General features: G+C 47.8%; 19 protein-coding genes, 2 tRNA genes, 1 rRNA gene and 1 pseudogene. 4 read left to right on the forward strand and 19 right to left on the reverse strand.

Annotated elements, in window-relative coordinates; genetic code table 11:
- Nucleotides 1–12: 12 nt before the first annotated feature.
- On the forward strand, nucleotides 13–735 hold the full coding sequence (gene cuyB, locus H581_RS0107790) for a cysteate racemase (protein ID WP_028609528.1): 723 nt from the start codon (nucleotides 13–15) through the stop codon (nucleotides 733–735).
- A gap of 70 nt (nucleotides 736–805) precedes the next feature.
- Here cuyB and H581_RS38805 read toward each other — a convergent pair whose 3' ends face one another.
- From H581_RS38805 to H581_RS0107800, 3 genes are read right to left on the reverse strand one after another with little or no spacing between them, the layout of a single operon-like run.
- Nucleotides 806–1330: a helix-turn-helix transcriptional regulator gene (locus H581_RS38805; protein WP_245599967.1), complete on the reverse strand. Its 525-nt coding sequence runs from the start codon at nucleotides 1328–1330 to the stop codon at nucleotides 806–808.
- Complete coding sequence (locus H581_RS38810) at nucleotides 1327–1725, reverse strand: helix-turn-helix transcriptional regulator (protein WP_245599968.1); 399 nt, start codon at nucleotides 1723–1725, stop codon at nucleotides 1327–1329. Before H581_RS38810 ends, H581_RS38805 begins: the two co-directional genes overlap by 4 nt.
- Before the next feature lie 54 nt (nucleotides 1726–1779).
- Nucleotides 1780–2952 (reverse strand): epoxide hydrolase family protein, encoded by a 1173-nt coding sequence (locus H581_RS0107800; RefSeq protein WP_028609529.1) that lies wholly within the window; start codon nucleotides 2950–2952, stop codon nucleotides 1780–1782.
- Between the two features lie 201 nt (nucleotides 2953–3153).
- Between H581_RS0107800 and H581_RS0107805 the strand changes: the two genes are divergently transcribed.
- Nucleotides 3154–3230 (forward strand) — tRNA-Arg (locus H581_RS0107805).
- 385 nt (nucleotides 3231–3615) lie between these two features.
- On the opposite strand, the gene H581_RS0107810 is transcribed toward H581_RS0107805, so the two are convergent.
- Entirely contained in the window at nucleotides 3616–4407 is a 792-nt protein-coding gene (locus H581_RS0107810) for a hypothetical protein (protein WP_156889525.1), read from the reverse strand.
- Nucleotides 4408–4566: 159 nt separating this feature from the next.
- Nucleotides 4567–5174 (reverse strand): annotated as a pseudogene (locus H581_RS39600) (IS66 family transposase); the annotation flags it as partial.
- 270 nt (nucleotides 5175–5444) lie between these two features.
- Here H581_RS39600 and H581_RS33380 point away from each other — a divergent pair.
- Nucleotides 5445–5774 (forward strand): hypothetical protein, encoded by a 330-nt coding sequence (locus H581_RS33380; RefSeq protein WP_036718133.1) that lies wholly within the window; start codon nucleotides 5445–5447, stop codon nucleotides 5772–5774.
- Between the two features lie 54 nt (nucleotides 5775–5828).
- Here the strand turns inward: H581_RS33380 and H581_RS0107825 are convergent, their stop codons facing one another.
- Together H581_RS0107825 and H581_RS0107830 are read right to left on the reverse strand one after the other, a co-directional pair.
- Nucleotides 5829–7184, reverse strand: a complete 1356-nt coding sequence (locus H581_RS0107825) for an FtsW/RodA/SpoVE family cell cycle protein (RefSeq protein WP_028609532.1) — start codon at nucleotides 7182–7184, stop codon at nucleotides 5829–5831.
- Nucleotides 7181–7513, reverse strand: coding sequence for a PadR family transcriptional regulator (locus H581_RS0107830; protein ID WP_028609533.1), 333 nt, complete (start codon nucleotides 7511–7513; stop codon nucleotides 7181–7183). Before H581_RS0107830 ends, H581_RS0107825 begins: the two co-directional genes overlap by 4 nt.
- A 214-nt stretch (nucleotides 7514–7727) precedes the next feature.
- On the opposite strand from H581_RS0107830, the gene H581_RS0107835 reads away from it, so the two are divergent.
- Nucleotides 7728–8087, forward strand: a complete 360-nt coding sequence (locus H581_RS0107835) for a DUF4870 domain-containing protein (RefSeq protein ID WP_028609534.1) — start codon at nucleotides 7728–7730, stop codon at nucleotides 8085–8087.
- A gap of 66 nt (nucleotides 8088–8153) precedes the next feature.
- On the opposite strand, the gene H581_RS0107840 is transcribed toward H581_RS0107835, so the two are convergent.
- The 12 genes from H581_RS0107840 to rrf all read right to left on the reverse strand — a co-directional run bounded on the left by H581_RS0107840 (nucleotide 8154) and on the right by rrf (nucleotide 17980).
- Entirely contained in the window at nucleotides 8154–9212 is a 1059-nt protein-coding gene (locus H581_RS0107840) for a hypothetical protein (protein WP_028609535.1), read from the reverse strand.
- Between the two features lie 175 nt (nucleotides 9213–9387).
- The gene (locus H581_RS0107845; protein WP_028609536.1) at nucleotides 9388–9537 is read right to left on the reverse strand and encodes a hypothetical protein; all 150 of its coding nucleotides are present in this window, start codon (nucleotides 9535–9537) and stop codon (nucleotides 9388–9390) included.
- Nucleotides 9538–9585: 48 nt separating this feature from the next.
- The gene (locus H581_RS38310) at nucleotides 9586–9762 is read right to left on the reverse strand and encodes a hypothetical protein (RefSeq protein ID WP_169507480.1); all 177 of its coding nucleotides are present in this window, start codon (nucleotides 9760–9762) and stop codon (nucleotides 9586–9588) included.
- A 15-nt stretch (nucleotides 9763–9777) separates the two neighbouring features.
- Nucleotides 9778–10125 (reverse strand): hypothetical protein, encoded by a 348-nt coding sequence (locus H581_RS0107855; protein ID WP_028609537.1) that lies wholly within the window; start codon nucleotides 10123–10125, stop codon nucleotides 9778–9780.
- Nucleotides 10126–10249: 124 nt separating this feature from the next.
- Nucleotides 10250–10338 (reverse strand) — tRNA-Ser (locus H581_RS0107860).
- A 90-nt stretch (nucleotides 10339–10428) separates the two neighbouring features.
- On the reverse strand, nucleotides 10429–11706 hold the full coding sequence (serS, locus tag H581_RS0107865; protein WP_028609538.1) for a serine--tRNA ligase: 1278 nt from the start codon (nucleotides 11704–11706) through the stop codon (nucleotides 10429–10431).
- Between the two features lie 51 nt (nucleotides 11707–11757).
- The gene (gene pdxT, locus H581_RS0107870) at nucleotides 11758–12342 is read right to left on the reverse strand and encodes a pyridoxal 5'-phosphate synthase glutaminase subunit PdxT (protein WP_028609539.1); all 585 of its coding nucleotides are present in this window, start codon (nucleotides 12340–12342) and stop codon (nucleotides 11758–11760) included.
- 80 nt (nucleotides 12343–12422) lie between these two features.
- A complete protein-coding gene (gene pdxS / locus H581_RS0107875) occupies nucleotides 12423–13304 on the reverse strand; it encodes a pyridoxal 5'-phosphate synthase lyase subunit PdxS (protein ID WP_028609540.1) in 882 nt (293 codons plus the stop codon).
- 128 nt (nucleotides 13305–13432) lie between these two features.
- The gene (locus H581_RS0107880; protein ID WP_028609541.1) at nucleotides 13433–14731 is read right to left on the reverse strand and encodes a D-alanyl-D-alanine carboxypeptidase family protein; all 1299 of its coding nucleotides are present in this window, start codon (nucleotides 14729–14731) and stop codon (nucleotides 13433–13435) included.
- Between the two features lie 184 nt (nucleotides 14732–14915).
- Nucleotides 14916–16373, reverse strand: coding sequence for an IMP dehydrogenase (guaB, locus tag H581_RS0107885; protein WP_028609542.1), 1458 nt, complete (start codon nucleotides 16371–16373; stop codon nucleotides 14916–14918).
- A 142-nt stretch (nucleotides 16374–16515) separates the two neighbouring features.
- Nucleotides 16516–17709 (reverse strand): GNAT family N-acetyltransferase, encoded by a 1194-nt coding sequence (locus H581_RS0107890; RefSeq protein WP_036718137.1) that lies wholly within the window; start codon nucleotides 17707–17709, stop codon nucleotides 16516–16518.
- Nucleotides 17710–17863: 154 nt separating this feature from the next.
- A 5S ribosomal RNA gene (gene rrf / locus H581_RS0107895) occupies nucleotides 17864–17980 on the reverse strand.
- Nucleotides 17981–18146: the final 166 nt, after the last annotated feature.

An 18146-nucleotide genomic window follows, 5' to 3' on the forward strand; every position in this document is an offset into this window, starting at 1 on the left:
GTAGGTTGGACAATGGAAGATAAAAGCTTAGGCGTCATAGGCGGGATGGGACCGAAGGCGACATCCGTATTTTTTGACAAGGTAATTGAGCAGACGGCGGCGGACCGGGATCAAGACCATATTAATATGGTCATTCTTAACCATGCGACGCTGCCGGACCGGACAGGCGTTATTTTGAGCGAGCAGGGCGGGCTGTTTCTCGAGGCCGTTGCCAAGGACATCAAGCTACTCGAGGCGGCCGGCGTCGCACATATCGCCATCCCTTGCAACACATCGCATTATTTCTATGGCGAAATGCAGCGGATGACCGGTGTCCCGATTATTAATATGGTGGATGAGACGCTGAAGGAAATTCTGGACATGTACGGAGAGAAATGCAAAGTCGGAATCTTGGCAACGACCGGAACGGTTAGCAGCGGCGTTTACCGCCAAGGCTGCGAGAGGTACAATATGGAGCTGCACGAGCCGAATACGGAGACCCAAGAGCATGTGATGGACATTATTTACAATAAAGTGAAGCGTAATTTGCCGGTCGAACCGTCGGAATTCGAAGAGATCATCATGGATCTCATCGAGAATGAGGACTGCCAATGCGTAATTATCGCGTGCACGGAGTTATCCTGTATTCCGATCCGGGATGAAATTGCAAAAAAATGCGTGGATGCCATGAATGTTCTCGTCGAGCGCTCCATCACGTTGTCCGGCAAGCTGACCATAACGCAAGCTCATAGGTAAAACAAATAAGTAGCGAGGTGCAGAAATGCGCCTCGTTTGCGTTTAGACAGCTTTTGCCGGTAAGAGCCTATCATACCTTATAAAGCTGAGCCAAGCTTCTGATATGGTGCTGCAGCTCTGCAATGACCTCAGCAGGCTCTAGAACCACGACATGGCTGCTGTAGCCGAGAATTTTCTGCACCGCCCGCTCCATGGACGAGAAGTAAGCGTTCACCGTTAAGGTGCCGTCCGGATTATCCGCGATTTGATCATAACCGAATTCATCTCTTACCCTTGTCTTCACTTCCGGATTAAACCGAAGCACCGCCCTTACCCTTTTGAAATCCGCCCGACTCATGAACTGCAGCTCCACATCCTGCTGCGAATATTGGCGCCGTACAAAAGTCTCCGGCAGTCGGATGAGCTGAAGCATGCGGGAAATTCGAAATACGCGAATATCGGAACGAGTCAGGCAGTAGCCGTAAATATACCAGACATATCCTTTGAGAAAAAGCCCCATGGGCTCGATAGTACGCTCGGTTTCCGTCCTTTTGCCGTCCAAATAGAGAAAACGGACAAGCCGCAGCTCTTTAATCGCTTGATAGAGCTGCTTCATCGTTTCCTTCTCATTAGGAGGCGGCGTGAAATCGAGTCTACGTTAAAGGAATCGGCCGCCCCCTGATGATTAGGCATTAACGCGCCTATCCTTTCTAATAATCCGTCAATATCCGAGCTGTCGGTAGCGGTCCTTGCACCGCGCAATGCCGAACAAATCGATGAAAAATCGTCCAGCGACAGGATTTGTTTGTCTACGCGGTAGCCCGGCATGATCTCATAACCTCCGTCCGAACCGGGAAAGGAAACAATCGGAATGCCCGCTAAATTAATCGATTCCATGTCGCGATAGATCGTTCGAAGAGAAACCTCGAAGCGTTCAGCCAGATCGGTTGCGCTGACGCGGGTTTGATTTAATAAAGTCATCGTAATGGCAAGCAGCCGGTCCAGCTTCACTTAAGGTTCCTCCTCTATTTGAAAATAACCCATCCGGGTCTTCATGTGATATTTCTAATAAGACCTGAAGCGGCGGAAGAAGGTCTGCAGATCGGGAGCCAGAAGTTCGGGCTCATCCATCGCTGCGAAGTGGGTTCCCCGTTCATACTCCTTCCAATGCACGATATTGGTGTTATCGCGTTCAGCGAACCGTCTTATCGATTTGAAATCGTTGCCGAACACGGACACGCCAGTCGGTGTCGGATTTGGCCCCTGAGCGTTCTGATCATGCTGGCGAGCGTTCTCGTAGTACAATCGGGCGGAGGATTCAGCCGTATTGGTCAGCCAATAGAGCATCACGTTCGTCAACAACGCGTCGCGGTCAATAAAATCGACATGATCTCCAAAACCGTTGAACAAATCCGCTATCCACGCGAGCTGACCCGCAGGAGAGTCGGCGAGGCCGTAAGCCAGCGTCTGAGGACGGGACTGCTGGATGGCGTTAAAGCCTGCCCGTTCAAAGAATTTAGAAAGAAACTGCAGACGCGCTTGATCTTCTTCCGTCAGATTCTCCATCTCCGCAGGGTCGCCGGACGGGAACGAGAACAGCTGCAGAACATGGATGGCAAGCAGGCCGTCCGGCTTCCGAATACCCATCTCGCGCGAGACAAGCGCGCCGCAGTCGCTGCCATGAGCGCCGTATTGCTCGTATCCGAGCCGTTTCATCAACTCTGCCCACGCTTTCGCGATACGGGCAACATTCCAGCCTGGTGTTATGGCCGAACCCGATAATCCGAAGCCTGGAATGGAAGGGATAACGAGATGGAAAGCGTCTTCCGGATTGCCGCCATACTTACGAGGGTCCGTCAGCGGACCGATTAGGTCGATAAATTCCACGATCGAACTCGGCCAACCATGCGTAAGAATGAGCGGCATCGCATCCGGTTCGGGCGAGCGGACATGCATAAAATGAATGTTAGCGCCGTCGATCGTCGTCGTGAACTGAGGGAATTTATTCAGCCGATCTTCATGCTTTCGCCAATCATACCCGTTTTTCCAATATTGCGCCAGATCTTTCACATAGGAGAGCGATACGCCGTAATTCCATCCGGCGCCATTCACAGCATCGGGCCAGCGGGTGTTCTCCAGGCGATACTGCAGGTCGTCGAGATTGGCTTGCGGGATGGCAATGCGGAAAGGATGAATTTCTGTGTCTGCATGATTTAAAGCTGGATTAGAAGTTGTCATTGGATAGGCCTCCTTGATTTGGGATTCGCTTCAAACATCTTTACACTCTAATGATAAACAATGAACCCTGACAGCATTATGTCAGGGTTCTTAGACAATTGAAAAAATTGTTTTTTTGATCCGTACGGCTGCTGCTTCAATAATTCCATTCTTTAAATCTTGCGCCCTAGAAAGCGCTCATGCTATAATTAATGTTGCTGCGCGCCCGTAGCTCAGCAGGATAGAGCGACAGTTTCCTAAACTGCAGGTCGTACGTTCGAATCGTATCGGGCGCGCCATACATATAGATGCCAGAACCGTACGGTTGTGCGGTTCTTTTTTGTATTTGTGGAGTGTTGCTAAGAACAACTTCATTCAGTAAACAGGTCGATCATAAACGCAATAAATAACTCGTCAACGTATGCCTTATTTAGCTATTTAAGCTTAAATCAAATCTTCCCCCTGAAAGCGATCATTAGAGAACTTTCAAAATTGAATAAAAATCAAATCGTACAGTAGATCGCCGGTTTACCCAGTTACCTCATGGCTTATTGAACGGGCCGTTGGTATACAAAATCCGATTGGGACCCACACCATGCGGAAAACGTTTGGCTTTCACTTTTACCGGCAATATAGATGCTCGTTGGATCTTCTTTATTAGGGGGAATTCGATTTAATGCAACGCTACTGAGGCCTATTATATTCATTATCAAAGTCCTTCTCAGTAAGATTAATAACGCCATAAACAGAAGCATAAGGATAATAGTTATGTTTTTCACCGTTTAGTGTGTATTCAATTTTCGGCCTAACTATATAGAATTTATTTAATGAATCTTTTATTGAAGCAGGAATTTTTATAAACAATTTCCCCGATGCGTCAAAGTCTAGTGGAGTCTGAAGCAGTTGGACATCTTTCAGATTAATACTTATTGCATTTACTTTAACTGTTTCCTTAGAATTGTTGATCAGATTAACTAAATATCCATCGAAGAATGCAGAAACAACAGCGTAATTTTGCCCCATTTCAATGGGTGATTTATTTAATGGATCTTTATTTTCGACGTTAAAATACCAATCTCCTATAGGGTAGCTTTTGCTGGTTTTGTCTTTGAAGAATATCTCTAAGTCAGTAAGTTTTTCCTCGCCTGTATTGGAGAAATGTAAACCAAGCTCAATATTCTTGACTTGATATTTCGTCGATGATTCACTTTTATAAAATTCGAAACTTTTTACTTCAACATTTTTGGATTGTTTGAATCTTATAGATTCAACTTGTGATGGTTCAATGTAGTCATCTGAATCTTTCTTCAATATGTATGTAATCGAGATGTTATAATCTGTTCCTGTTTCAGCATAAAACGATGAGTTGTAATGAATAAAGTGGGCATCTTCATTTACCCTCTTTGTGGAGCATGAAACCGTATAAATAATGGTCATCATTAAACATACCAATAGAACAAGTCTTTTTACTTTCAACAGTATCACTCCAAATGTTTCAAGATACAAATTCACCGCCAATTTGTATGAAATCTCCATTTTTAGCAACAAATAAAACATACCATTATTAATTCCTTATGTATACATTTATTTTAAACGTAAAGTCAAATAGCCCACACCTTGTCATCAAGATCAGGGCTAAAATAAGCTGGATTGAGATTTAAACACACGGCAATTCAGCGGTAGTGATGCCGACCAAGGCAATAGCATGTTCAGCGCTTCCGGTTTTTTCGGATAGGGACAACTGTGGGAGTTGCTCGAACAAATACACCAGATACTTGAATGGATTCAACCCGTTTTCTTTTGCTGTTTCCATTACACTTTAGATGATGTTGCTGGCCTTTGCGCCGCGAGGCGTATTGGCAAACAGCCAGTTCTTTGATCGTTGATGACGCAGCCATGCTAAATAAGCATCTAGAACAAGGCGACTTTGCTCTTGACGGACGGTGTAACGATCTTCTGCGCCTTGTCATTCAGCTCACGCTCAAAGGCAAAGAGCAGATTGCAGAATTGCAAGCCCTGCTGGGTAACCGTTTCGGTTTTGTCTCGGGAGGGTGGAAGTGCTTTTAGCACCTCATCGAACTTGCGCCGCGCATTCGCAAAGCAGCCAACCAGCGTGATACTTTGTACCTTGTGGTACCTGGTTAACCGTCTACATGCAGGTAACCGCTGAATCCATTCAAAAAAATTTGCGGATGCTCGCCGCCATGCGTAGGTCGATAGTCGTACAGGACGATTGGCGAACCCATGCTTACAGCTGTAGGTGACCGTTTCAACGTCCGGTTCCTGGGTGGCAGGCGTCGCTAGTACCTCGGCTTCAGGTTTATTGAGATAATAAGTTCAAAGGTATGGTTAGAAAACAACAACTTAAAAAAAGTTACTTCTAAAGACGAACTTTTAAAATGATATTAAAGATCATTCCTATGTAAATTTTGGTCTACTGGCAAGGTGTTTTTTTTGAGACAGTCGGAAATGACTTACGTATATATAGATTATAAATGTTAAGGGGGATAAACATGAAAGCAGCAGGCACCTTATTACTGGTTACCGGCATTATGGAAGCGATATTAGGTATTCCCGTACTGGGAGGGGCACTGGTCGTTTTCTCAGGATATACGGCATTATTCATTACTTTGGTTCTTCACATTGTCACCCTCGTCCTATGCTCGCAGAACAACCGTCCGATCGCGGGCAGCATTCTCGGTATCGCAACGTCGATTCTCGCCTGGATTCCTATACTTGGCATGATTATGCATATTGCTACGGCGATCGTGCTGCTCATCGCGGCCACCAAGAAGGTCGAACAGCCTTTGCCGCCTTATCCACCCGCTCCGGGCAGCTTTTAAAATTACGAAAGGCTATCCCTCAGCAGTGAGTTCCGCTGATCGGATAGCCCTTTTTTATGATCCGGTTGATTCGGCAGATGCCCGGCCCAGCATATTTTTCCGGCGGTAGACGCTTAAAATAACACCTATTGCGGCTATCTCCATGATGGTTTGAGTACCTCCATAAGAGATGAACGGCATCGTCATTCCGGTAATCGGGAGTAAACCGACCGACATCAGCATATTCCATAAATAATGAAAGCCGATGACCGAGAACAATCCAACAACAAGCCCTTTGGCGTAAGGATCACGCAGCTTGCGGGAAACGCTGATGACTTTCACGGCAAACAACAGAACCAATGCAACCATCGCGGCCCCAAACACCCAGCCGAGACTATAAATCAAGTAGGTGAAGATCATTTCACTGTGGATATAACGAAACATTTTATTTTCGACCCCAAAGCCTTGGCCCCACATCCCTGCCGATTGAATGGACTCCAATACTTTTAACGTATGATAGCCATTGGGGTTTGAATAGGGATGGAGGTAAGCTTGAAGCCTGTCCAATAGCATATAATAATAAGAAACATTCAACTTCAGGAATGCTAAACCACCTGCAGCAAATAGGACCAACCCTGTAAGAAGAAGCTTATAATTTCTAGATACGAACAAGATTATCGCCATTACGCCAAAGCCATAGACGATAAAAGAAACCAAGGCATAATTCACAGCATACAACCACACGGGGATGAGAAAATAAAGGGTTGCCATTTTGCCGATGGCGAGCCACTCCATAAATGATCCGGCCGCTTTCTCCTTATTTGAGACAAGGGTACCCGCAATTGCAATCATAAACAAATAAGAAGAAATAGCAAAGATATCAAGCGTGAATGGCCCAAAAACAAGCCAATGTTTATTGCCGTTCATCCCAATGCCTATTTGGCTTGTAATGAACATAATTACGACTGTAAAACCATAAAGGTACCACGAAAACTTTTTCAACTTACGATAATCCATAAAGTAAATACCAATGAGCAGCAGTACTCCAACCGCGACATATAAAGATTGACGAGGGAAATATCCTTCTCCCAATCCATAATCATCACTCAGTGCGAATTTCATCGCGTACATGGCAACGAGTCCGATACCCAACAATATCGCAACAAGAACCGCTAGGCTCCATTCAAATACGGGCTTATGAGCCGCATGCAGCTGCCTGCCGATCTGGTCCGGGTCACCCATTTGGCCAAGCGCCAACTGAACGGCTTCTTCCTCCGAAAAACCATCCTGCACCATGTCCTCTACCCGTTCATCCAGATGATTGGTCATCTCAAGCCTGATCTCTTTATGTACATCCTTCACTTTAATATGTCCGCATATCCGCTTCAAATATTGCCTGACTGACTCATGCCGGCTCCAGTCCTTACTCATGCGCCCCCCTCCCCCAGCACCCGGTCTACCATCGTCCGGAACAGCGTCCACTCCCGCTTCTTCTCTTCCAGCTGTCCTCTGCCTTGCTTCGTGATACGGTAATATTTTCGCTTACGGCCGCCTTCCTCATTCCAATACGATTCCACGAGCTGTTCAACCTCTAACGTATGCAGGATCGGGTATAACGTACCCTCTTTAAAAGTAAATACGCCGCTGGAGCTGCGCTCGATTTCCTTCGTCATCTCATAACCGTACATTTCTTTCCGATCCAACAACGTCAGGACCAGAATGACCGTGCTTCCTTTCATTAGCTCCTTGTTAATTTTCATGGCTTCCTCCCGAGTTGCATCGATTTCCTATACATCGATTATCTATGTATTAGTATAAGCCTGTTTCCATTTCATTACAACCCCATTATAAATGGCGATTGTCAAAACAAAATTTCGCTGATATATTATGCATATCCAATAGCTTAGTGAACGTATAAGTATATATGCAGCTTACACAAGCTATCGTTAGACAACCATAGAGAGGCATCATACGATGAATCAACAACCATTCGGCATGCATAAAGAAGAGAAAACATACGGTATGCTGTGCCATCTGCTCGCTTTCAGCGGCTTCATCATTCCATTCGGCAACATTCTGGGTCCTCTGGTCATTTGGCTCCTGAAGAAAGACCAATCTCACTACGTCGATATGCATGGCAAAGAGTCATTGAATTTTCAAATCAGCATCGCGATTTACGGTATTATCTCCGCCCTGCTTATGTTTGTCCTTATTGGGTTCGTTACTTCCATCGCCTTGTTTATCTTCTGGATTGCCTATACGATCATCGCATCCATCCGGGCTTCGGAAGGCAGCAGCTACCGTTATCCGCTGACCATCCGTTTTTTCAAATAATGGGCAATAAAAAAAGCAGTTTCCTTCATTCGAGGAACTGCTTTTTTATTGCCCGGCTATTTGATTTTACAGGCCTGCCGGCATTTGAAACATCTGTGTCAGTTCATCGAGAGTAAGAGCATCCGTCGGAATCTCATTCACGAATGCGGCATCTTTATTAATGTCCGAGTAGGTCACATCATAATGAAGACCCATCTTCACCTTCTGGCCGCTTTCCTTCTCCGTTGCTTCAAGATTCACTTGACCTTTCTGATAAACCATGTATCCGTCTTGAATCGCTCCTGTAATCTTCAGCTGATTCACCTTAACATCGTTCTTCAGAACGTCAATAATTTCCGCTTTATTCGCTTCGAGATCCGCCTTCATCTTCTCGATGTCCGCTTTCTCCAGCTGCAGCGACTTCAGCGAAGCTTCATTGTTAAGCAATACGTTAATTAACTCAGGCAGAACCTGATTTATAACGGTATCTATAGTTTGAGCATAATTGCTTTCGTTAATTTCAACGGCTATAACCTGATCCGCTTCAATACCTTCCGGCAAGCCTGCATCGGCTGCCTTCGGTTCGCTGAAGTAGGTTTTCTCGTCCAGATGCTTAAGCAGCACCGCGCCAAGCTCCTTGCCCAGCTTCTGTTGCGCTTCAATATCGATTTGGGCGCCGCCTTGCTGCTCTGCAAGCTCTTTTAGATCAATCTTAATAAATTTCCCCGTTATCGTCTCCGGCAATGGAAGCATCGGAATTTGCGGGATTTTAACATACAGCATTTCCTGCGTCATAATCATCGGAACCGTCAGCTTCATTTCCATGTCGCCTGGAATCACGATCTCCATATTCAGGTCGGTCCGCATCGGATCCTTCTGATAAATCGCGTCAACCGTAATGCTTGCATCTTTAATCATGCCGACTATAGCTGCTGCCGCAGCAGCATCTTCTTGCAAAGCCGCATCCTGCGGAATTTCCAATTCGTCAAGACCGAATGACATTTTAATTGCGTATGAGTCCGCTTCTGAGATCTTGGTCATTGCCTTTTGCAAAGCTTCCTTCGGTGGCGTTCCCGTGCTGCAGCCTGCAATGACGACCAAAATAACGGCCAAAAGAATTGCCGCCATTTTTTGAACCTTTTTCATTTAAGTAGTTCCTCCCCTATCTTTATATAAGCACCTCCCATTCTATAATAAATCGACAACATTTAGAAGCGTATACCAAAAAATCCCGTTTCAATCGACTGAAACGGGACATTTGATCTATTTATTACTAGGACTTTAGACGTGTATTTAGGCTGAATGGCTCTGTATATGACACCTAGCCCTCAGGATTATTATGGCTTACGTGATTCTTCTGCTTCGTCTTTTTGGAACCTGATAAGGGCTCTTGTACGCCATTATCGCCGCCATTGCGCCTTTGCTTCCCTACATTGCTTTCCGGTACGGGATAACGATCTGGTTTACTCATTATCGAGTCTCTCCTTCATAGTCACCGAATCAACTTCTATAAGTTCATTTAGCTTCTTTGATGCTCCAAATCTGTCGGCTGATCGAAATTTAAAGAATCCTGGTGGCGCCGGTCATTTTTATCCTGCTGCAGCTGTTGCGCCTGATGGCTGTTCACCGGCTCCTGATCGAGAGCCTCAACGACGTTCGTTAAGTTTTTATCTGCCGTGCCCTTTGCTTTTGTCATAATGGATCGTCTCCTCTACGCATGAGTCAATTGCTGAAGCGTCTGCGCGCATTCATGCAAATGACGGGTGTAGTCTTGAATGAGCTGCTGCAACAGGTCTGTGCGTTCATCAACCGCTGCATTATCCTTCTGTACGTCAATAAGCTCAACCCTTACTTCACGGCTGTCTACGTACGAAACCTTGAAATCGAAGGACAAGGCTTGATGACCCGCTGAATCGATCGTTACGCGAAGTGCCTTCGAGTCTGCTTCATCCGGCTGAACCTTTGCCCGATCCGCCTTATTCATGACCTCCGGCAGCGTTTGCCGCCAAGCATCGGCCAAATTTTCTTGATTCATCTGCAGTTCATCTGATTTACCCATTTATAAAACACCTCCACAACGTATAAGATGCGATTTCGGGGTTCATTTTATACGATGCCGCAAATACAAAAAAAGCCCAAACGCTAGGCGTCTGAGCTTGATCTTATGTACATAAATGGTTAACTGGCGGAGAGGGTGGGACTCGAACCCACGTGAGCTTGCGCTCTAACGGTTTTCAAGACCGCCCCGTTATGACCGCTTCGGTACCTCTCCATCATTAAATCGTCACAAAAATTATTGTACCACAAGCCGAATGAGAGAAGCAACTCCATTTGGGCTTGTGGTAAAAATTAGCAAGCATTGCTAAGCTTTAATTACGCTGATGCCGCCCATATAAGGACGCAGAACCTCGGGAATCGTTACCGATCCGTCGGCCTGCTGATAGTTCTCGATAATCGCGGCAAAAGTCCGCCCGACGGCAAGACCCGAACCGTTCAACGTATGAACGAATTCCGGCTTGCTCTTCGCATCCCGGCGGAATCGAATGCCTGCGCGGCGCGCTTGGAAATCCTCTACGTTCGAGCACGATGAGATTTCCCGGTACGTATCCGCGCTTGGCAGCCAAACCTCAAGATCGTATGTCTTAGCTGCCGTAAAGCCCATATCTCCGGTACAAAGAGCCAGGACGCGGTATGGAAGGCCAAGCAGCTGAAGCACTTTCTCCGCATCTGCGGTCATTTTCTCCAGCTCATCGTAAGACTCTTCCGGCTTCGTCAGCTTAATCAGCTCAACCTTGTTGAATTGGTGCTGGCGAATCAAGCCGCGAGTGTCACGGCCGGCCGCGCCTGCTTCGGAACGGAAGCAAGAACTGTAGGCTACGAAAAATTTCGGAAGCTCGTCTACCGTCAGTATCTCGTCACGATGCAGGTTAGTGACCGGCACCTCTGCCGTCGGGATAAGGAAATAATCGGAATCGCTAAGCTTGAACAGATCTTCTTCAAACTTGGGCAGCTGGCCTGTTCCGAACAAGCTGTCGCGGTTAACGATATAGGGAGGCAATACTTCCTCATAACCGTGCTTATCGCTGTGCAAATCCATCATGAAGCTGATCAGAGCGCGTTCGAGGCGTGCCCCAAGGCCGCGGTAAAAGGTGAATCGCGAGCCCGTTACCTTACCGGCGCGTTCAAAGTCCAAAATACCGAGAGCCTGAGCAATTTCCCAATGCGGCTTTGGTTCAAAATCAAAGCTTCGTACATCGCCATTCCGGCGAAGCTCCACATTATCTTCCTCCGACTTGCCGACCGGTACGCTTTCGCTAGGGATGTTCGGAATCGCCTGGGTGAGCTCATCGACTTGAATTTCCAATTGCCGAAGCTCCTCGTCCAGCTCTTTAATCCGGTCGCCAACCTCACGCATCTCAATAATGAGCGCATCCGCGTCTCCGCCTGATTTCTTAAGCTTAGCGACTTCCTGCGATACCGTGTTGCGACGGTTTTTAAGCTGCTCGGTCTCTTGGATCAGATCGCGGCGTTTGGTATCGAGCACAGGAAAATCGGCAATAAGATCAAGCGATGCTCCGCGGCTGCGGAGCGCCTGCTCGACCTTCTCAAATTCATTTCTTAACAATTTGACATCCAACACAATTGGCGAGCCCCTCTCTGAAGGGAGTAGTATAGGTATTTTTATTCCTTGCTAAGCTTTGCTTGCAGCCGCTTCTTTCACCATGTCGACAAAATAAGCATGCAGGCTGTAATCGTCCGTCAGCTCCGGATGATAAGAAACGGCAAGCAGATGCCCTTGCCGCGCGGTTACGATCTCATCCTTATAAGTCGATAATACGTCGACTTTCGGCCCTACCTTCTTGATGAGCGGAGCGCGGATGAATACGGCCCGTACCGGCTCTGCGATCCCCTTAACCTGCAAATCGGTCTCGAAGCTTTCCCGTTGGCGGCCGAATGCGTTGCGGGCAACCGTCATATTCATGAGGCGCAAATGCGCATCCTCTTGCCCTTCGATCTCGTCTGCAAGCACGATAAGGCCTGCACAGGTTCCGAACAGCGGCTTTCCTTGCGAGGAAAATTGAACAAGAGCGTCCATAAATCCGTATTTGCGCATCAGCTTGCCAATCGTCGTGCTCTCTCCGCCCGGGATGACAAGCCCCTGCAGCTCATCCAGCTGCTCAACCCGCTTAACGGCGACCGCTTCTGCGCCCGCCGCTTCTAAGCTTCGTATATGCTCTGCAACTGCGCCTTGCAGCGCAAGAACCCCAATTTTCATCTTATGCTTCGCCTTCCTTTACGGGCAAGAGCCGGCGGCGCATATCGCGCTTAGCCGGCACCTGCTGGTTCCATCTATTATTAAATACCGCGGTCCTGCATACGTTGAGCAGCCTCAAGCTTGGAAATTTCAATCCCCTTCATCGGAGTTCCCAAGTTCTTGGATACTTCGGCGATCAGCTTGTAGTCCTGATAATGCGTAGTCGCTTCAACGATCGCGCGCGCAAACTTCTCAGGGCTGTCGGATTTAAAAATACCGGAGCCAACGAATACGCCGTCAGCGCCAAGGTGCATCATAAGCGCTGCGTCGGATGGCGTTGCTACGCCGCCTGCAGCGAAGTTAACAACCGGCAGCTTGCCCGTCTCGTGTACATCCAGAAGCAAATCATACGGAACGCCCAGCAGCTTGGCTTCATGGTAAAGCTCGTCCTTCGATAAGCCTTGTACCTTGCGGATTTGACCGTTGATGAGACGAAGGTGGCGAACAGCTTCTACGATATTGCCCGTTCCAGGCTCGCCCTTCGTACGCAGCATGGCTGCGCCTTCTTGGATGCGGCGCAATGCTTCGCCAAGATCCTTCGCTCCGCATACGAACGGAATCGTGAACTCATTCTTGCTAATGTGGAACACTTCGTCCGCAGGCGTCAATACTTCGCTCTCATCGATGTAGTCAACGCCCATCGATTCAAGAACTTTGGCCTCGACGTAATGACCGATACGCGCCTTCGCCATAACCGGAATGGATACGACCTTCATAACCTCTTCCACGACCGTCGGGTCAGCCATACGGGCTACTCCGCCTGCTGCGCGGATATCGGAAGGAACGCGCTCAAGCGCCATTACCGCCGTCGCGCCTGCCGCTTCAGCTACCTTTGCTTGCTCGGCGTTCATTACGTCCATGATGACGCCGCCCTTTTGCATTTCTGCCATGCCGCGTTTTACACGCGCTGTACCTGTCTCCATCCTACAAATCCTCCTATTTTCATACATGTAATTGTATATTACCGAAGTTGTTCTAACCATTGATTTTACAGGATGCAGGTTTAATCGACAAGCCTTGTTTTGCTGCATTCCCTTGTTTTCTGCCCGGATTAGAACAAATTGACGATTCCGTTGAATAACCCGGCGAAAAAGTCTCCGATCGCGCGGAACATCAAGCGGAACCAGCCTGCTTTCTCCGCTTCCTCCGCAGTGATCAGATTCACGGTATGCTCGAGCGTTTGATTCGTTTCCGAGTCGGTGTACTTATAAGTTACCGTTCCGACAACCGTTCCCGCGGCAATTGGCGCCACAAGCTCGTCTTTCGACTTCACCTGGTTTTTAACGAGCTCGATCTTAGGCTCGACGCCCTTTTTCACCATAAAGGTAATATCTTTGTCCGTAACGACCGGAACGGTCTTATTCTTGCCTTTCTTAATTTGAACCGTTTGAATCGTTTCTACCACAGATTTCGGAGGAAGCACCGTCTTTTTCTCAAATGTGCTGAAGCCGTAGTTGTACAGCTTAGCCGTTTCGTTGAATCGCGCGGACTTCGTCGCCGTATCCATAACAACGCTAACGAAGCGCTGATCGCCGCGTTTTACGGTTCCCGTGAAGTTATAACCCGCTGAATTGATAAAACCTGTTTTCATTCCGTCGACGCCTTCATAAGCCAAATGCTTCAGACCGGGTTGATTCACATTCGTGCCCAGCATCCAGTTTATATTGACGATTGGCTTATCGTCTCTTTCCCGGAATTTGTACTCCTGCAGCTTCGAATAATCTAGAAACTCGGGATGAGCCGTTAAAATTATTCGTGCAAGCTTGGCCATATCCGCCACAGAGATGACCGTTGTCTCGGACAAACCTGTAGAGCTTGTAAATATAGCCGTCTCCAGGCCCAGTTGGTCGGCCATTTCATTCATTTTCTCCACAAAGCCCTGTTCGCTTCCCGCTATTTGAGATGCCAGAGCAATTGTAGCGTCATTCGCCGAGCCTACGGCCATTGCTTTATACAATTCCAAAACTGTATGTTGATCGCCTTGCGCCAGAAATACGGATGAGCCGTCAGGTGGCGTAGAAGCCGCTTCCGCACTGGTTGTAACGACTTCCTCCCATGTCAAACGTCCGCTCGATATTTCTTCAAGTACGATATATTCCGTCATCAGCTTCGTCATGCTAGCCGCAGGAAGCGGTTCATCCTTATTCACTTCATATAATACTTGACCGGAATCCGCATCAATTAAAATAGCCGCTTTAACTTGTAATCCTAGTGAATTTTCCGTGCTGGGTCTCCCTTGATAGCCTTCCGCCGATGCTACCGCAGAGCCAAGCGACAGCATAATCATCCAACCCGCCATGCCAGCAGCGATAACCGACTTCAATCGAGCCGGCCTTACCAATACCTTCAACGTCTTCTCCCCTTTTCCCACTTGGTTTGTCCGTTGTTAATTGTAACATATCAAATGGTTACAATTAAACCTCTTAAAAGGTTACAAGAATAAGTAATCATTTATAACAAAACCAGGCAGAAGAAAAGCGACTCATCGCTCTCTCCTGCCTGGCTCTTCTCTCGGATACAAGTTGTTAGTTATGCTACAATGAATAGTTTGGCGCTTCTTTCGTAATTTGTACGTCATGCGGATGGCTCTCGCGGAGACCGGATCCGGTAATCCGCACAAACTGCGTATCGTTCTTCAATTCATCAAGCGAGGCTGTTCCGCAATAGCCCATACCGGAACGCAAGCCGCCAAGCAGTTGATGTACGGTATCCGCAAGCGGTCCTTTGTAAGGAACGCGGCCTTCGATCCCTTCCGGAACGAGCTTATTCTCATTCTCCTGGAAGTAACGGTCCTTACTGCCTTCCTTCATAGCACCGAGCGAACCCATACCGCGGTATACCTTAAAGCTGCGGCCTTGGAATATCTCCGTCTCGCCAGGGCTTTCAGCCGTTCCGGCGAACAAGCTTCCGATCATAATGGCGCTTGCTCCGGAAGCGATCGCCTTCGTGATGTCTCCGGAATATTTAATTCCGCCATCCGCGATAACCGGAATATTGTATTCGCGTGCCACCGATGCGCAATCGTAGATTGCCGTAATCTGTGGAACGCCAATCCCTGCGATAACACGAGTCGTACAAATCGAGCCCGGCCCGATACCGACTTTGACTACCGAGGCGCCGGCATCAATCAAATCACGCGTCGCATCGCCAGTTGCAACATTACCCGCGATAATCGTCAAATCCGGATAAGCCGCGCGAAGCTTGCGAACCGCTTCAAGTATGTTGATATGATGGCCATGAGCCGAATCAACGACCAGCACATCGATACCGGCTTGTACAAGCGCTTCCGCACGATCCATCGTATCTTTGGAAATGCCTACCGCCGCTCCGCAAAGCAGGCGTCCGTGTTCATCCTTCGCCGCATTCGGGAATTGGATCGCTTTCTCAATATCTTTAATCGTAATAAGCCCTTTGAGCGTATTCGAATCGTCGACAAGAGGCAGTTTCTCAATCTTATGCTTCTGCAGCAAAACTTCAGCTTCCTGAAGCGTTGTTCCGACAGGAGCCGTCACAAGCTCCTCGCGTGTCATGACATCATTTATTTTAATCGAATAATCGTGTACGAAACGTAAGTCACGGTTGGTCAAAATACCGACCAGCTTCTTATCCTGATCTACGATCGGTACCCCTGAGATGCGATATTTCCCCATCAGCTCTTCCGCATCATAAACATGGTGTTCCGGCGTCAGCGAAAACGGGTTCGTAATAACGCCGCTCTCCGAACGTTTGACGCGGTCTACTTCCTCGGCTTGCTGAGCAACCGACATATTTTTATGGATAATGCCGATTCCGCCCTCTCGCGCTATAGCAATCGCCAAAGCGGATTCAGTTACGGTGTCCATACCTGCGCTAATGAGCGGAATATTGAGCTTAATCTTCTCACTCAATCGAATCGAGATGTCAACTTCCCTTGGCAGCACTTCTGATTTGCGCGGAATAAGCAGGACGTCGTCAAACGTCAGCCCTTCTTTGGCGAATTTCGTTTCCCACACGAGTATGTTCCTCCCTTATTTTCAGTACCTCTCACGTATATTATTGCAATATTAGCAGAGGGGGTATAGGCTGTCAAGGCTGAACAACGGCTTGCCCCAACCTCTTCCAAGCCTTACCGGAGGCGGTAAAATCCCCGATTTCTTAGAAAAAATCAGGCAAATACGTTGTTCGTTCGGGAATGCGGTTTTGTAAGCGGTTAATTGCCTCTGCATCTCCGTGAATGCGATTCAAATCCGCTAATTGCAAGGGACGAATATAGCCGAGAAGGATCGTTGTCAACGTTCCGATGTCAATTTGTATGACTTTCTCCTGACGATCGGGCTGCTGGAGCCGGCTAAGAGATGCCCCACCGGACGCATTGATGGCTAATCTGAACCGGCCTGCGTTCCAAGCAGCATGTTCATCGATTAGCTCGATGACAAATTGATCCTCACCCGCTGCCGCCTTGAACGCATATTGCGCGACGAATGCTTCCGCATCCACGATGCGCGCCATAAAATACGGAATAATCTCCTGCTTTATCCGCGGGTTTGGCAGCCAATATGGCAATACATCATCCGACGGGGCTGTCATCGTTACTGTATCAATCATCGAATCATGCTGGCCTATATAGGACCACAAGGCTGCCCTCGCCTCTTCGGTTAAATGAACAAGCTCATGTACGGTTAATTGCATATTTTTGACTTCATAGATCAAATAACCACGTGCAGTATCGCTATTATCGTAAAAGACGGTGGTCTGGCCGGGCTTTCGCTTGCTGATGCGATTCTTCCACCATTGCTCCGTTCGCACCAGTGTTCCATTGTACCGGGAAGCATAAGTTTCATATAGGCTGTTCAAAAGACTGCTGCTGCCGTTATATCGCTCCATCCGTCCTTCGTACGGCTTTCGCGGCGGCAGTTGCTCTGACTTGATGGTGTAAACCTTATGTTCGGTATACGTCTCCCAGCCATACTTGCGATAGAAGGCAAAAGCAAACGGATGCAAAAAAGAAATTGTCTGACCCTTCCCTTTCATTTCCTCTAACGAATGGATTAGAATCTTAGCGACTAATCCTTGACGTCTATACTCCGGCCAAGTTGCAACACCGGCAAGTCCGCCCATTGCGAACCGCTTTCCACCGATAAAGGTTTCCAGCTCCAATACAATGGCTTGCGCCGCAAACTGACCATCAACATATGCGGCGTACCGCGCAGCCGGCTCGGCTTGAAACTGTTCTTTCCCTTGCTCCAGCTCTTGTTCTGTTCTCCGGTATTGAAAAGCAAACTGCGACAATGCCATGCTTTCATTATATTGTCCTATGCCGAGCGTTTTGATTTCTATTCTTGAATCCATTTGCTAAACGCCTCCTTTATGAATCTTTGGCCATTCCACCTAAATATACACCAATTGGAAAAGCCGTGTAGGCGAATCTTGTCCGTTCATCTGATTTTGCTGCTTCTTACTAAATAACAAAAAACCTACCGCAATTATGCGATAGGTTATTCGTGCTTGGCGACGTCCTACTCTCCCAAGACCCTGCGGTCTAAGTACCATTGGCGCTGGAGGGCTTAACGGTCGTGTTCGGTATGGGAACGCGTGGTTCCCCTCCGCCATCGCCACCAAACGGGGATATTTGCTGAATCGCTTTCTGAATAACTTCAGAAAAGATTCAAGCCTTTATCCTTCAAGGCGCTTGCGCCCTGAAAACCGGATACGAAAGAAATTGCTGCTGAACTTTAGCTGTTTGTCTGCCGGATGTATGGGTCCATGCAGATCTTCTTAGGATAAGC

This window comes from Paenibacillus harenae DSM 16969 (assembly GCF_000422465.1).
Taxonomy (GTDB): Bacteria; Bacillota; Bacilli; order Paenibacillales; family Paenibacillaceae; genus Pristimantibacillus; species Pristimantibacillus harenae.